Annotated in this window: 16 protein-coding genes; 8 read left to right on the plus strand and 8 right to left on the minus strand. The window is 57.7% G+C overall.

Annotation, left to right across the window (positions count from 1 at the left end):
- Window positions 1-68: 68 nt before the first annotated feature.
- From VEI50_14225 to VEI50_14260, 8 genes are all read right to left on the minus strand, one after another.
- Window positions 69-1,175 carry a DUF2914 domain-containing protein gene (locus VEI50_14225; GenBank protein ID HXX76281.1) on the minus strand — a complete coding sequence of 369 codons (1,107 nt, stop codon included), beginning with the start codon at window positions 1,173-1,175 and terminating at the stop codon, window positions 69-71.
- 249 nt (window positions 1,176-1,424) lie between these two features.
- Entirely contained in the window at window positions 1,425-1,685 is a 261-nt protein-coding gene (locus VEI50_14230; protein ID HXX76282.1) for a hypothetical protein, read from the minus strand.
- A gap of 408 nt (window positions 1,686-2,093) precedes the next feature.
- Window positions 2,094-3,155: a hypothetical protein gene (locus VEI50_14235; GenBank protein HXX76283.1), complete on the minus strand. Its 1,062-nt coding sequence runs from the start codon at window positions 3,153-3,155 to the stop codon at window positions 2,094-2,096.
- Between the two features lie 24 nt (window positions 3,156-3,179).
- A complete protein-coding gene (locus VEI50_14240) occupies window positions 3,180-3,830 on the minus strand; it encodes a hypothetical protein (protein ID HXX76284.1) in 651 nt (216 codons plus the stop codon).
- Window positions 3,831-4,004: 174 nt separating this feature from the next.
- Window positions 4,005-4,625 (minus strand): hypothetical protein, encoded by a 621-nt coding sequence (locus VEI50_14245; protein ID HXX76285.1) that lies wholly within the window; start codon window positions 4,623-4,625, stop codon window positions 4,005-4,007.
- Between the two features lie 90 nt (window positions 4,626-4,715).
- The gene (locus VEI50_14250; protein HXX76286.1) at window positions 4,716-5,093 is read right to left on the minus strand and encodes a hypothetical protein; all 378 of its coding nucleotides are present in this window, start codon (window positions 5,091-5,093) and stop codon (window positions 4,716-4,718) included.
- Between the two features lie 32 nt (window positions 5,094-5,125).
- A complete protein-coding gene (locus tag VEI50_14255) occupies window positions 5,126-5,461 on the minus strand; it encodes a hypothetical protein (GenBank protein ID HXX76287.1) in 336 nt (111 codons plus the stop codon).
- A 270-nt stretch (window positions 5,462-5,731) separates the two neighbouring features.
- Window positions 5,732-6,022: a hypothetical protein gene (locus VEI50_14260; GenBank protein HXX76288.1), complete on the minus strand. Its 291-nt coding sequence runs from the start codon at window positions 6,020-6,022 to the stop codon at window positions 5,732-5,734.
- A 175-nt stretch (window positions 6,023-6,197) separates the two neighbouring features.
- Here VEI50_14260 and VEI50_14265 point away from each other — a divergent pair, with 175 nt between their 5' ends.
- The 8 genes from VEI50_14265 (at window position 6,198) to VEI50_14300 (ending at window position 13,283) form a co-directional block, all read left to right on the plus strand.
- Window positions 6,198-7,088 carry a farnesyl diphosphate synthase gene (locus tag VEI50_14265; GenBank protein HXX76289.1) on the plus strand — a complete coding sequence of 297 codons (891 nt, stop codon included), beginning with the start codon at window positions 6,198-6,200 and terminating at the stop codon, window positions 7,086-7,088.
- Window positions 7,089-7,206: 118 nt separating this feature from the next.
- Window positions 7,207-8,190 carry a hopanoid-associated sugar epimerase gene (gene hpnA, locus VEI50_14270; protein ID HXX76290.1) on the plus strand — a complete coding sequence of 328 codons (984 nt, stop codon included), beginning with the start codon at window positions 7,207-7,209 and terminating at the stop codon, window positions 8,188-8,190.
- Between the two features lie 124 nt (window positions 8,191-8,314).
- Window positions 8,315-9,181: a carotenoid biosynthesis protein gene (locus VEI50_14275; GenBank protein HXX76291.1), complete on the plus strand. Its 867-nt coding sequence runs from the start codon at window positions 8,315-8,317 to the stop codon at window positions 9,179-9,181.
- A gap of 15 nt (window positions 9,182-9,196) precedes the next feature.
- Window positions 9,197-9,817 (plus strand): c-type cytochrome, encoded by a 621-nt coding sequence (locus VEI50_14280; protein HXX76292.1) that lies wholly within the window; start codon window positions 9,197-9,199, stop codon window positions 9,815-9,817.
- A gap of 32 nt (window positions 9,818-9,849) precedes the next feature.
- Window positions 9,850-10,176 carry a DUF5666 domain-containing protein gene (locus VEI50_14285; GenBank protein HXX76293.1) on the plus strand — a complete coding sequence of 109 codons (327 nt, stop codon included), beginning with the start codon at window positions 9,850-9,852 and terminating at the stop codon, window positions 10,174-10,176.
- 9 nt (window positions 10,177-10,185) lie between these two features.
- Window positions 10,186-10,656, plus strand: a complete 471-nt coding sequence (locus VEI50_14290; protein HXX76294.1) for a phage holin family protein — start codon at window positions 10,186-10,188, stop codon at window positions 10,654-10,656.
- A gap of 156 nt (window positions 10,657-10,812) precedes the next feature.
- The gene (locus tag VEI50_14295) at window positions 10,813-12,630 is read left to right on the plus strand and encodes an ATP-binding protein (GenBank protein HXX76295.1); all 1,818 of its coding nucleotides are present in this window, start codon (window positions 10,813-10,815) and stop codon (window positions 12,628-12,630) included.
- A gap of 284 nt (window positions 12,631-12,914) precedes the next feature.
- Window positions 12,915-13,283 carry a hypothetical protein gene (locus VEI50_14300; GenBank protein ID HXX76296.1) on the plus strand — a complete coding sequence of 123 codons (369 nt, stop codon included), beginning with the start codon at window positions 12,915-12,917 and terminating at the stop codon, window positions 13,281-13,283.
- Window positions 13,284-13,314 lie beyond the last annotated feature (31 nt).

Here is a 13,314-nt window from a genome sequence, read left to right on the forward strand (position 1 = left end):
GGAATCATGTCTGGCATACCTTTGTCGCGATAGGCGAGACGCGGACCTTCCGATAGCCGCCAGCAATTCTAATACGACAGCGTCCTCGGAGTCGGCCGTGTCTCTCCTCGCTCTTCCACCACTACCGAGACACGTCCGATCACACGCCCATCTTCGGTCTCGATATCCACGCGCCAGTCGCCGGGATCGAGGCGCTGTTTGAACGTATAGGCCCGGTATCCACCCTCGCGGCCGCCAGCAATCTTAATGGGAATTCTGTCAGCATGCGCAAAAGGCTTGTCGCTGGTCGCCCGGTAGTACCAATGGTGAAACACGGTCGTGTCCAGGGCAACCGGCGCGAAGACCGCCGTAAAGCAATAGATCGGTTCATCGGCTGGGAAAGGGTTCTGCGACTGTTTCCACACCTGATACCACTCGCGATCGTAACTGAGCACAAAGTGGTCGTTCTGTTTTTGCACTTCTCGATACATCCCGCCAAACTTCATGGAAAGCGGCACGGGCGGAATCCAATTCAAGAAATAGAACCCGACCAGCAGACCGACCAGCGCAACAGCCGGTGCCCCCACCATTCGCGCTTCGTTCTTCGATCGTTCCGGATTGCGCTGATAGATCAGGTGCACCACCCGCAGGGTGACGGCCACACTGAGGATGGCTCCCAGCAGAAACACCCAGGTCCCGATGGTGCCGATCATGACCGGCAGAAAGAACGTGAAAAAGCTGAAACAGGTAAGGGCATACAGCGCCACGAGCAGACGCAGGTTCGAGAGACGATCGCGCAAAAATTCGTTACCGACGAGTAACAGAATGAGCACGCCCATGAATATCCCGGTTCGCGTGAGTGTGGCGCTTCGCGAATAGAATACGGCATACGCGCTGAAGAGCCCGCCCAACAGAAATTGCATCGCCATCGGATAGTACGGTCTGGCTCGGACCAGAAGTCGCACGAACTTCGTGGGGTGCTCAGGTTCTCCTACTTCAACCGGCCCCACGCCCAGGCGACCGGCGAGTACGATCAAGGCTCCGAGGAGCGAGAGATAGAGCAAGAGGATAAGATTATCCTGAAGACGATCGATGCGAGTGAGGGTCAGGGTGTCATAGGTGACGCCCGAGAGAAAGAACACGGCTGGCATGAAGGGCTTGGCCAGGAGGGATTGGATCTTCGCCACCGGGCTCATGTTCCCACTCTCCGAAATCCGAGAAATTTGTTCAACGAAAATGTTTATTTGTGGTTAAGGCCGACCTTAGGTTGGCAACGAGGAAGGCGGAAGCACTTTCACAACTCCCTGTCCCGCAATCATCAGGGAGCCTGTGAGAGCAACGATAATGTTCGGTGGGTCACCTATTAACGGTTGGATGTGAACCTTTACAGACTCACTGTCAGATATGCTGATGTCATCTGACGTCATGATAGAGAGCATACTGCTTTATGAGCCGGGAACGGCTGGTCCTGCGTAATTGGCGGATGACCCAGGGAGATGTGGCGCTGTATCGGTCAACGGAGTTGGGTCAATAGTGTTCGATAGCTGCTGGTCCTTTGCAAAGAGTGTAGCAAACAAGAGCGAGAGTGGTGGTAGGACCCACAGAAAGTATGCCTGACAGGTCCGTCGTGCAACCTTCTTCTTATCGAACTTCCAGCCGAGGTATTCTTCCCACCACGGTAGAGTGGGCTGCTCACTTCGCTTCATATTTTTAACTCTACCGTGACTGTTCGAGAAAGTCCAGTCGGGCTCGGTGGTTCATGCTCTCCTCACGCTGAAATGGCAACTCTAACTGAAACGCGGTGCAATCGGCTTGAATGTATTCCTGATGCAGCGAAATGGATGGCGTAAAGCAATGGTGCTCGGATCGTAACAATCTCAAACGGGTCAAGGTCATGCTCCCAAAGTCCGCGGCCTGATGGGCTTTCACCTGTCAAGAAAAGACTCCCGCCCCTTTTCTTTACCTTCAATCAGTCAACAGGATCTTCGCAGACTGCTCAAACAAGTTGTTCGGCAAGGCCGCAACAAGCAAAGCCCCGAGACGTACTCTCTGCACGTACGTCGCAGGGGAGAAGCGATGTGAGAACGAAGCTGACGACTTGTTTCAGCAGTCTGCTAGACGAAGGCAGGCAATGGCGCATACACCACCGGATGCCCTACCACCCGTTCAAGCCAGTTCGCCATCAAATCTTCCCCAAGCGGAGCCCGATTCAGGCGGGCCTCGATTTGGAATCCTGTGCGCCCCCCGACGATGCCGAGAATGGCAGAGGCATCCTCTCCTCCAGGGAGAAGTTCCGACGTCTGGAACTCGCAGAGCGTGGCGTAGAGACGTCCGTCCGGTTCGATCACTGACCGGATTTCCGGTAGATCATCGAGCGGGCAGTGCACCGAACAGCGATAGGCATGCCGGGCTGACGGTTCAATCGTTTGAAACTCTCCCAGAGCGTCTTCGGAGAATCCCGTGAGATAGGCCCGCACGCCGGCCGGCTCCGGTGCGAATGTCGCCACCAATTTGCTCGCCGGCACCAGAAACTCATAGGCATCGGCCGTGTTGTACTCGAATTGACAGGGGCCGAACGCATCGGGCCAGGAACAGAAGAACGGGACGGAGGTATCGGCGGGACGGAGTACAAGACTTCCTTTCTCCACGGCCGTCTCGATCGGCAATTCCAGCTGTGTAATCGCCTCGAGGAACGCAGTCCGCCGTTCTTCCACCCACTGCTCGCGTTGAGCATCTCCCCGTGTTTCTCCTGGCGGGATGACCTCGTGCACCTGTAGACGGACGCGCACGAATGAATGGCTGTGACGGAAGCCGAGCCAGAGCATGCTCCGTTGATCATGGAGCTGCAGCGGCTCTCGAATCCGCCAGGGATGACTGATGGAACAATAGGTGCCGGTGTCCTGATACTGCTGGTAGGTCGTGTGGTACGCCCCGGCAAGCAGAAAGAAATCGCCCCGCCAGCCTTCGCGGATGTGGACCAGCGTGACGTCTTCAGTGCCCCAGGGATCGAGTTGATCGAAGTCTTCCGGCGAGTCAACAGTCCATTCTTCGACATAACAGATAATGTCTTTGGCCGGCACCGCCGGTTTCAATCCCAGTGCTGCCAACCGCTCGCCCACGGCGAGCACTTGTCCGAACGTCAGTGGCGCAGTGGTTTCCCAGCGACGTTCACGCACAGACGGTGATCCTCAGCCCCGAATTCATTGCCGGCTTGGCCGCAGCGCCCGTTGTTCGATGGCCGTATCCACAATGTACCGCTCAATGCCGTCTTGCAGGGTTGCCGCCGTCAATGTCTGGATATCGTCATCGGAAAACCAGATCACTGTGTTGTGCTGGGCTCCCTCGACGCTCCGCATCGTCGAAGTGCGATCTCCGACATTGCGGGCAGTAATGACGAGCTTGAGGCTTGTTGAAAGCACGGTCGAAAAGACGCGGCTTTTGGCGCCGGCGGTGAATTCAAAAATCTGGCCGCTGATTATGATATCGGCATCCGTTGTTGGTCCGGCCCGCGCCATCCTCACGTTCCAGGAACGGTCTCGCCATCCGCGCGTTTTCAGCCGGTCGGCCAACGCTTGAGCCACAACCTCGCCCGGGCGCTCGCCCGCGACCTGGAAATACGTCACGCCGCCCCACAGATGCGTTCGCATGCCCAGCCGAGTTTTTTCCAGACGCCGGTCGTCGAACGGCTCCACGAGGATCTTGACAGGCTCCGGCTCGACATACTGCGCGGTCGGCACTTTCTGCTGCAGGTCCATGTAGAACGTCCGGCCGGTTCCTCCGCATCCGGCGACAACGCCCGCGCTGAACAATACTGCGACGATGAGCCCGTAATGTCTTCCGATTTGTCTCACAAGCGCCTCCCTGCGTTAACTCGCTTCCTGACTGCGAAGCCGGCCAAGTGTACCCAAGTTGAATCCCGGAGACAAATAAGAGGCAAGAGGCTAGGGGCAAGGGGCGAGAGGCAAGCGGAAAGAGCCGATCTATCGAGATGAAGTTTTGGCCTTTCGCCCCACGCCTCTTACCAGCTATAGCGTGATGATGGGCAGGACCGCTCGAAACGTCTCTCGGCTGAGATTCGGGAGCTGTCCAGACTGAATTCGCACGTTGCTGAGCGGCACGAAGCGGACAACCTTCAGAAAGGACCGCTCAGCCAACACCGCGGCGATCCGAGCCTTCCGATCGTGGGTCATGGGCAACGTGTACCCTTCTCCACGTTTCCATTCCCAGAGCGATGGAGCGAGCGAGAGCTCCAGCTCTTGCCCCGCAAGACGATGGAACCGATCGACGATGTGTTTCTTATATTGCTTGATCTTCGTCCCTTCGAGCAGGAGGGCACAGGCCAGATGATGTCCCCACCAGAACAGCGTCCGGAACGTGAATTTATCGGTTCCCTCGAAGTGCTTGGGACAATCGAGATACTGAAAGGGAAACGATTCGAGGTGCTCCCCTTTCACCAGCTGTGTCTTGGTCGGAACGAACCCTGGAGGCGTCACCAGCGAGGCACCTTTCAGGTCCTCTTGCAGCAGCTTCTGCGTGTCCTCCAGCTGACGACGCACCTTGATCATGATCTGCTCCTTCTTGCGAAAGAACTGGTCATCCGCCATGAGGGCTGTGTCTTCGTCCGTAAAATGCAGAGAGGTATCCATGCGATCAATCAGATTCGCTTGTAACGCGCCCTTCGCCGCAAGACCGAAGCCTAGTCGTCACGCGTCACGCATCACGTTTTCCGCATTCTTCTACCGTTGGTGGGTTTCAAAGGCCGAGACGGTCAGTGCATAGTGGCGACGACAGTCGGCACAGCGAATGAGAGCCCGATCTTCGAACACATCCATCTCTCTGAGAGAAAGGGCCGGGGCATGGGCTTCGAGACATCCCGTGAGCTGGATCAGCCCCTCTTCTCCTCGCGAGCGAGCTTTAGACGGATGATCGGGATCGCTGAGTCCCACGGAAGCCTTCGCGACAATGGCACTAAACGCCAGATGATGGACGAACCGGCATGAGCTGCAACTGAGGATCAACGTGCGGTTCTCGACCATCCGCTTCACCTCCACACAGAGCGGATGGACCGACCAACATTGTTGGAGGAAGGCCCCGCTGCGAATGATCTCTGCCATCGTCCTTCCTCTCCCCGGAGCCTCGCACCCCGTTAGCTCTTCCAGAGTGCCAACGTGATCAGCACACCGACGAGGTACGGGATGATACAGGAGTAGACCAAGGCCGTACGAGCTCGATCCGCGGTCGCCGCCCGCGCGAGCTGTTCCTTGTAGACGAACTCATAGGAAAGAATCACCACGGTGAGCGTCAGGGCGACGGCCCGGCTGGTTCGCGGCCACGTGTACTGTCCGCTGACGATGAAATTCGCCGTGAAGAACCCGCTGAGGAGCAGGACAACGGGAGCCACCGCTAACCGAACGGTTTCCGCAAAGACGAAGTGCCACCGGGAACGGATGTGCATGGCACTATCAGGCCGTTGGCAAGTCATTTCGGCACCGTGACAGGAAAAGATTTAGGAATTGTGAAGCATTCGCAGGAGGGTCAAAATGGCCGTCCTTTTGCACCCGCCCGCCCCCGACGCGCCAAGACGCACCGCCACCGCGAACGGCCGCAGCGAGCGAAGGGGTGAGGCGTACTTTGTTCTGCACGTCGAGCCTCTGAGTGACGCAAGAACAAAGCCCGGTGCAAGGTGCGTCTCGGCGCGCCGAGGTTGGGCGGGTGAGAAGAGAGACTTTTTCACCATCCTGCTGGACGGAACTCACGACCCGACCGCGACCGGAGCCTCATCCTTCGTTGCCGAAGAAGAGGGGGTGCCCTCTTTGGCTGCACGGCAGGTCTTGCACACACGAGGTCGTGCCTTGAGAAATGATACTTTGCCGCTGGCGAGACAACTATAGTGGACGAATTCGTCGCAGATGCTACAACGGGACCACCCGCCACGGAACATGGTCTTGTCGCGATAGAGACCTTGCTTGCACACTTTGCAATGGCGCGGTTCGATCGGGAGCAGCAATGGCTCCCATGTCCCGCCGGCTTTTCGGATGCTCATAGTGAGGGGGAGTATAGCGAAGCGAGACGCAACGGGGCAAGTGTCGCAGGACAGGTGGTTCTCCTCATCACACGCTCCGGCTCATGCCCGCCGCCTTGTTTGACAGCCTGATACCCATTTGTTACGCTCCGCGCCTATTCAATTTCGGGTCACGGCGAGCCCCATTTTCACATCCATGAACATCAAGGACTATCTCGAAGAAAAGCGGATCGCAGTGGATCGGTTCCTAGACCAGGTGAGCCCGCAGGCCACCACGCCGCCTTCCACGCTTCATGAGAGCATGCGCTATAGCCTGATGGCGGGCGGCAAGCGGGTGCGCCCCATTCTGGCGATTGCCGCGGCGGAGGCCGTTGGAACCACCCCCCCGGGCATCATGGCCATCGCCTGTTCGCTGGAATTCATCCATACCTATTCGCTGATCCATGATGACCTCCCATGCATGGACAACGACGATTTTCGGCGCGGCAAACCGACCAATCACAAAGTCTATGGCGAAGCGATGGCGATTCTCGCCGGGGATGCGCTCCTCACCATGGCTTTCGATCTCTGTAGCCATCCGGACTTGATGAAGGGCTGCGATCCGACGCGTCAAGTGAGTTTGATTCAGGAACTGGCGTACGGGTCCGGCAATATGGGAATGGTGGGCGGTCAGGTCTTCGATATTCAGGCCGAGCACCAAGACATCGATCTTCCGACCCTGCAGAACATCCACAAGCACAAAACCGGCATGTTGATTCGTGCCGCTGTCAGGATGGGAGCGATCGCCGCCGGAGCCAACGACCGACAGTTGGATCATTTGACCGGGTACGCCGAGGACATCGGTTTGGCGTTTCAGATCGCCGACGATGTGTTGAATGTCACGGGCACGCGCGAGGAACTCGGGAAGAATCCCAACACCGACGCGGAACGTGGAAAGAAGACCTATCCGACGTTCTACGGCGTCGACGGGGCGCGGACACTCGCGGATGAATGCGTGACCCGCGCGATCAACCGGCTTTCCTCCTTTGGACCGGCTGCCGATCCCCTCCGAGAAATCGCGCGATATATCACGTCGCGGCGCAGCTAACGCCGCGCAGGCAAGAGGCCAGAGGTACGTGGCACGTGGTTAAGAGAGCGTTCACGACATTCCACTCCTTGGGCGAATCCCCTCGCCTCTCGCCTCTCGCCTCTCACCCGCTTCCGCGATGAAAGCCCTGGTCACCGGAGCATCCGGATTTGTCGGGGGTGCCGTCGCCCGTACACTCGTCCAAGCCGGTATCGACGTGCGTGTGCTTGCGCGCCCCGGCAGTGATCCACAGAACTACGCGCAACTCCGTGTCGAAGCCGTCGAAGGCGAGTTGCGCAATCGCGACTCTCTACGACGGGCCCTCACGGGGTGCCAACAGCTCTACCACGTGGCCGCTCACTACGCGCTCTGGGCGAAGGATCCTTCCATCTTCTACGATGTGAACGTGACCGGTACTCGCACGCTGCTGGAAACCGCGCGGGACGTTGGAATTGAACGGATTGTGTATTGCAGTACAATCGGCGCGATCGGCCTGCCACCGGGGGGCGGACTCGGCACCGAAGAGACTCCGGTGTCGCTCGACCAGATGGCCGGTCATTACAAGCGATCCAAATACCTGGCTGAGCAAGAGGTGCTGAAGCTTGCGCGAGAGGGCTTGCCGGTCGTGATCGTGAATCCCAGCGCACCGGTCGGCGTCGGTGATGTCCGACCAACTCCGACCGGGCAGGTCATCGTGGATTTCATGAAAGGCCGGATGCCGGCCTATATCGAAACCGGCATGAACATCGTCGACGTCGATGATGTCGCAGCCGGTCATCTGTTAGCGATGCAGAAGGGGCGGATCGGTGAGCGATACATCCTCGGGAACAAGAATCTCATGCTGGACGAGGTATTCGAGATCCTCAGCCGCCTCACTGGTGTGAAGGCGCCCTCGATCAAGCTTCCTCGGTTGGCCATCCTCCCGTTGGCATATGTCAACGAGTGGATATCCGACCTCACAGGCCAGCCACCGCGCATCCCCCTTGAAGGTGTGAAGATGGCGAAGTACAAGATGCACTACGATTGCAGCAAGGCAATCAAGGAATTGGGCATTCCACAAACCCCGCCCGAGGTCGCTCTGGAAAAGGCCGTGCGGTGGTTCAAGTCTCATGGCTATGCGTAACTGGCGTACTTTCCCCAGCTGGATACACAGAATAACGACAGCCGGCTCCATCCTCAATAATGTTCACTTGCAAGCTACGACCCCCTTGCGAGAATGCAGCATTGAATATTATTAATACACCACGATGGATCTTCTAGCCCGCATCATCGATACGATCCTCTTCCGGCCATACGTGTTTGTGTTCCTGACCGCGTTCATTCTCGCTTCCATTCCATTAATCGGCTGGCCACGAACCTGGCGCTTCTGGATCATCAGTTGGGCGACCGCCTTCTTGTGCGAATTTATTTCAACACGTATTGGGATCCCGTTCGGCTGGTACGACTATACCGGTTCAACCGTTGAACAGGAGTTGTATGTTTCCAATATTCCCCTTATGGCATCGCTCTCGTTCAGTTTTCTCCTCTATGCGGCTTATTGCATGGCGCTCTGCTTACTGCTCCCAATCGATCACACATCAACGTCTTTACGGCCATCCTTGATCCCGTTGCGCTTCGATCCGGCCGCACGGACAAGTCGGCCGGTTTTTCTCCTGACCAGCCTCTTGTTCGCCTTGATCGACATGGTGATCGACCCACTGGCACTACGAGGAGATCGTTGGTTCCTTGGCAAGATCTACGTCTATACCGATCCCGGGTTCCACTTCGGGGTGCCGCTCTCCAACTATGTCGGATGGGTGGTGGTCGGGTTGATTTCTCTCGCCATCTACTTTCCCATCGACCGAAAACTTCCCGCTCCTCCACCTCATACCAACTGGTCAACTACGCATCGGGTCCTTTTGGGTGTGGGACTCTATTATGTCGTCTTGGCCTTTAACCTCGGCGTGACCTTTTGGATCAGCGAATGGAACATGGGGCTCAGCGGTCTCCTGATGTGTCTTCCGTTGACTGTGTGGCTCGTCCTCCGTCTCACCGGATGCCTCCGCCTACTCGAATCCCCCGTGATCGAGCACCCCACCAGACCCAGTGGTAATCGGACCAGAGACTTTGTATAGTGACTGGCAGTACGTATGCGGAAAAAGATCCTGGTCTTCATCATCGTGGTGGGCCTCGGAATGATAGGTGCCTTCGGGTGGATGGGCTATCAATTGTTCACGACCGGCTTCAGCGCAAAGACGGAACCCCATGCCTTGGAAGTCCTGATGGCACGGCAAATCCGCCACCTGGCCATTCCGATCGAACATCGAAACAAGTCGAATCCGGTACCATTAGACACCGACGTATTGAAGGAATCTCTGGCTCATTTCGCCGATCACTGTGCGACCTGTCATGGGAATGATGGCGGCGGCCAAACGCCGATCGGCAAGAACGTCTACCCGAAGGCGCCGGACCTCCGGCTGGATGATACACAAGCGATGTCCGACGGCGAACTGTTCTGGGTCATCCATAACGGCATCCGTTTCACCGCGATGCCGGCCTGGGGTGAGGGCGAGCCGGAGAAAGATCTGGACAGTTGGAAGCTGGTCCATTTCATTCGACACCTGCCGAAATTGTCGACGGAAGAATTGGATCGGATGAAGACGCTGAACCCAAAAACTCCAAAGGAAGTCGAGGAAGAAGCCGCCTTCGACAAATTCCTGGAAGGCGACGATTCGGCCGCAGGAGAGGCCGATCGCGGGCACCATCATTAAGGGCTTAGAGACAACAAGGAGCGCGATTCATTATGCATCGGTTCATCCTGCTGATTCTCACGTCCGCCTTGATCCTCACTGCACCGTTGGCCTGGGCTCACGGAACCGGGCAGCACGTGCTCGGCACGGTCACCGTCATCGACGCCACTCACGTTGAAGTCAAGACTCCCAAGGGAAAGACCGTGGACGTCCGGCTCAACAAACAAACCCGGTTTCGCGAGAAAGGAAACCCGAAAGGAGCCAATCTACCCGCCGTCGGCGACCGTGTCGTGATCGAAGCCACCAGGGACGACAAGGCATTGATTGCAACTGAAGTCCATTTTTCTCCTGCCAAGAAGCCCGCAGCGCCGGCTCAGTAATTGAACACCATGCCGATCGTCCACATCTCCCGCCATGCGTCCCGTTCCCCATTCAGCGGCGGCCTTCGCGCGGCGTTCGCGCGCCTTCTCATTACGGGCGTCGCAGTCTTTTTGGCGATCACGATCGTGCCCGGCATTGAAGCCAGCACGCTCAGCGCCGGTCTTGCGGCTGTCCTCGTCCTCACGCTGCTGAATCTGTTGGTGCGCCCAGTGCTCTTCGTGCTGACATTGCCGTTGATCGTGCTCTCGCTGGGATTATTTCTCGTGGTGCTCAACGCGCTTCTCTTGGAGTTCACCGCGTATTTGGTCAAGGGATTTTCGGTGGACGGGTTCTGGCCAGCTGTCGGGGGTGCAATCATTATCAGCCTGGTCACGACCATCCTGAATGCCTGGACGGTCGACCATGAGCCGAGTGAGCCTCAATCGTTCCCCCAACGCCCACCGACAATCATCAATCCAGACGAAGGACGTGAACCCTGACACGTGAGACATGGGGGTCCGCACCTCAACACAGCTTTGTTGCAACATGAACCCTGTTTCGTCTCGCTCGCTGCGCTTCGATCGGCACTCATCCCTTTTCATTGAATTGCCCCTCCCCCGTTGCTACAATGCCTTCATCGTGCAGCCCATTCATCCATGACTGTCCCGTCACCCAATAGCAAACCCAACGCCGAGACACACCTTCAACGGACGCTTACTGGGGTCTTGAATGAGTTGCCCGTCGACGCAGCTCTGGCAGCCATCTTTCATCGCGACCAGGGCCCGCTCTCGGACCATGTGGCACGCGGATTCTCACCGCGTGATATTCAAGCGATTCTCCGGACCCTGTCGGCCCCCGCGATCGGGGGCAGCAGCCCCTCCAGCGATCAAGACGGCAGCCGGACGATGCGGCTGCAGCTGATTACTCCCACCGCCAAGTCTTTATTGGGTGCGCCGCTGCGCCATCGCAATCGGACATACGGGTTTCTCGTCATAGGCCGAAAAGAAACCGTGAGCTTTACGAAAAAAGAAAAAGCGTTGATGGATCAGGCCAGCGAGGACGTAACGAAGGCGCTCGATCGTGAAGGTCTGTTCAATCTGAATCTGGTGCTGAGCCGGCCGTACGTCGCGAATGAACCGATGACCCCGACGGCCTCCGCCGTTGAAATGTTTGCCGCACCGGCTTCCCAACTTACGCCGGAGGTGCAGGAGAAGATCGTTGCGATCCTCATGGATGCAGGACAATTTGTCGCTTACGACCGGGCTTGGGCCGGCCATTACGACCCGATCGCGGGGGGTGTTGAAGTACTCGGCATCGTCGGAGATCAGAAAGGGGAGACCAAAGACGGGAAAAAGGATCTGAAGGTGGGTCAGCGGCTCGTCCTGGACGGCTCAGCGGCCGGGTGGGCGGTCCGCCATCGCAAACCTCGTGTCGATCACGACCTGGCCTCGACCCAAGGGCGGTTTCTCGACCATAAACACCTCTTCAAAGACCGGTTTCAGTCCTCGCTCGTTGTACCGTTCTTCGTCCGTGGTCAGGTGGGTGGCACCATTACCCTCTCGTCAAAGGAGGCGAGTCGGTACCAACCGACGGACGCACGCACGCTTGAACCGATCATCCTTAGGCTCGCCGACGTCCTCCAGACTCCGGCTTCAACACCAGCCGGCCCAGCGCCGGTAACAGGGGGAGTAGACACCCCGGCAGGCACTGCAGCACCCAGCTCGCTGGAGCCCATGATCCGCAAGCAGGAACGCCATGCAGCCATCGGTGAGTTCAGTGCGTTTCTTGCCACGGAGGTTCGCGAACCACTGGGGTCCATCCGCGCACAATTGGAGGAGCTGACAGGCGAGGGTATTCTCGATTTCGATCCTCAGACGCGCGTGGAAAACGCCATGCGCGAACTCATGAGAGTGGAAGCCATCCTGAACGAAATATTGGACTTCGCCAAGCCGCTCGAGCTGATCCGCCGCCTCTGTCGAATCCCCGAGGTGATCGAGAGCGCGTTGACTGTCGTCGGGACCGATTTAGAGGTCACGCGGATTCAGGTGACAAAGGACTATGCGACACAAATCGCCCCTGTGCGCGGTGATGAATCCAAGCTTCAACAGGTATTCTTAAGCATCTTCAAGAACGCCGTCGAAGCTATGAGCCCAGGGGGGCACCTGCACATTCAAGTGACCCAACATCGAGCCGGCCGAGGTCTCGAGGACCAGATTCTCATCAAAAACGACGGGGTCCCGATCCCGGCAGAGATTGTCGACAAGGTCTTCGAACCCTTCTTTACGACGAAACGGGCAGGTACCGGCCTCGGTCTTGCCACCGTGAAGAAAATCGTTGAAGAGCATGGAGGATCGATCACCATCGGCAGCGCCCCTGGCGAAGGCACGACCGTAACGATCCGCCTCCCTGGCGTCAGCCGGGGCCCCGCGTTCCGCCAGCGCGGTCGCGGTCGCCGCCCCCACCACCGGCGTTAAGGCGAATCAAATCCTTTTCCATATCCCCTACTTTCACACGTGTCGGGGGAAGCGGGAGGCAGATCTTATTGCGCGCATTGACCGAGCACCGCCCATGGATATTACGATTGTATCTTGCGTGCGCGGTCAGCGAGCACAGGATTTGCCTCCCGCTTCCCCCACCCTTTTCCCGCTTGACAGAGGTAGCCCCCCGTGGCTATCATCCCGCCACTTGATTCGCCTGTAGAACGAACATATTCATCAACGTATTCCTTCAGCCACCTTTATTCACAAAGGAGTAGGGTATGAAGCTCGTAATCGGCACTGTTGCGACACTGTCCGGTGTGCTGTTCCTGCTGTCGATGGCGTCTGCCAATCCGGCGCTGCTCCCCAAACACGAAGGCTATCCGATGAAGAACAGCGGAAGCCCCGTCAACGGGCAAGCAACTGCCAATGACCCGGGTCAAACCAATGCCGGTGGCGAGAAGGCCGCACTTCAGGCCGCTGGATTTGACGATAAACATGTCCAGCAGAGTCTCAAGAAGATGGACAATGATCGGATTACTCAAGGCCAGGGTGCGAATCAGCTACCGACTGTGCAGGGGCCGCAGATCAAGATTGCCCCTCCAGTGACCTCTGCGACCAAGGCCGACGCCAGCCTTGGCGTAAAGTAACTCAGACTGTTCCTTTTACTGCGAAGGGGGA

This window comes from Nitrospiraceae bacterium (assembly GCA_035623075.1).
GTDB lineage: Bacteria > Nitrospirota > Nitrospiria > Nitrospirales > Nitrospiraceae > DASPUC01.

What these genes read in the sequence shown, in the direction of transcription:
- VEI50_14225 (HXX76281.1), bottom strand. Translation starts at nt 1,175, where the DNA reads ATGAGCCCGGTGGCGAAGATCCAATCCCTCCTGGCCAAGCCCTTCATG.
- VEI50_14230 (HXX76282.1), bottom strand. Translation starts at nt 1,685, where the DNA reads ATGAAGCGAAGTGAGCAGCCCACTCTACCGTGGTGGGAAGAATACCTC.
- VEI50_14245 (HXX76285.1), bottom strand. Translation starts at nt 4,625, where the DNA reads ATGGATACCTCTCTGCATTTTACGGACGAAGACACAGCCCTCATGGCG.
- VEI50_14250 (HXX76286.1), bottom strand. Translation starts at nt 5,093, where the DNA reads ATGGCAGAGATCATTCGCAGCGGGGCCTTCCTCCAACAATGTTGGTCG.
- VEI50_14255 (HXX76287.1), bottom strand. Translation starts at nt 5,461, where the DNA reads ATGACTTGCCAACGGCCTGATAGTGCCATGCACATCCGTTCCCGGTGG.
- VEI50_14260 (HXX76288.1), bottom strand. Translation starts at nt 6,022, where the DNA reads ATGAGCATCCGAAAAGCCGGCGGGACATGGGAGCCATTGCTGCTCCCG.
- VEI50_14265 (HXX76289.1), top strand. Translation starts at nt 6,198, where the DNA reads ATGAACATCAAGGACTATCTCGAAGAAAAGCGGATCGCAGTGGATCGG.
- hpnA (HXX76290.1), top strand. Translation starts at nt 7,207, where the DNA reads ATGAAAGCCCTGGTCACCGGAGCATCCGGATTTGTCGGGGGTGCCGTC.
- VEI50_14275 (HXX76291.1), top strand. Translation starts at nt 8,315, where the DNA reads ATGGATCTTCTAGCCCGCATCATCGATACGATCCTCTTCCGGCCATAC.
- VEI50_14280 (HXX76292.1), top strand. Translation starts at nt 9,197, where the DNA reads ATGCGGAAAAAGATCCTGGTCTTCATCATCGTGGTGGGCCTCGGAATG.
- VEI50_14285 (HXX76293.1), top strand. Translation starts at nt 9,850, where the DNA reads ATGCATCGGTTCATCCTGCTGATTCTCACGTCCGCCTTGATCCTCACT.
- VEI50_14290 (HXX76294.1), top strand. Translation starts at nt 10,186, where the DNA reads ATGCCGATCGTCCACATCTCCCGCCATGCGTCCCGTTCCCCATTCAGC.
- VEI50_14295 (HXX76295.1), top strand. Translation starts at nt 10,813, where the DNA reads ATGACTGTCCCGTCACCCAATAGCAAACCCAACGCCGAGACACACCTT.
- VEI50_14300 (HXX76296.1), top strand. Translation starts at nt 12,915, where the DNA reads ATGAAGCTCGTAATCGGCACTGTTGCGACACTGTCCGGTGTGCTGTTC.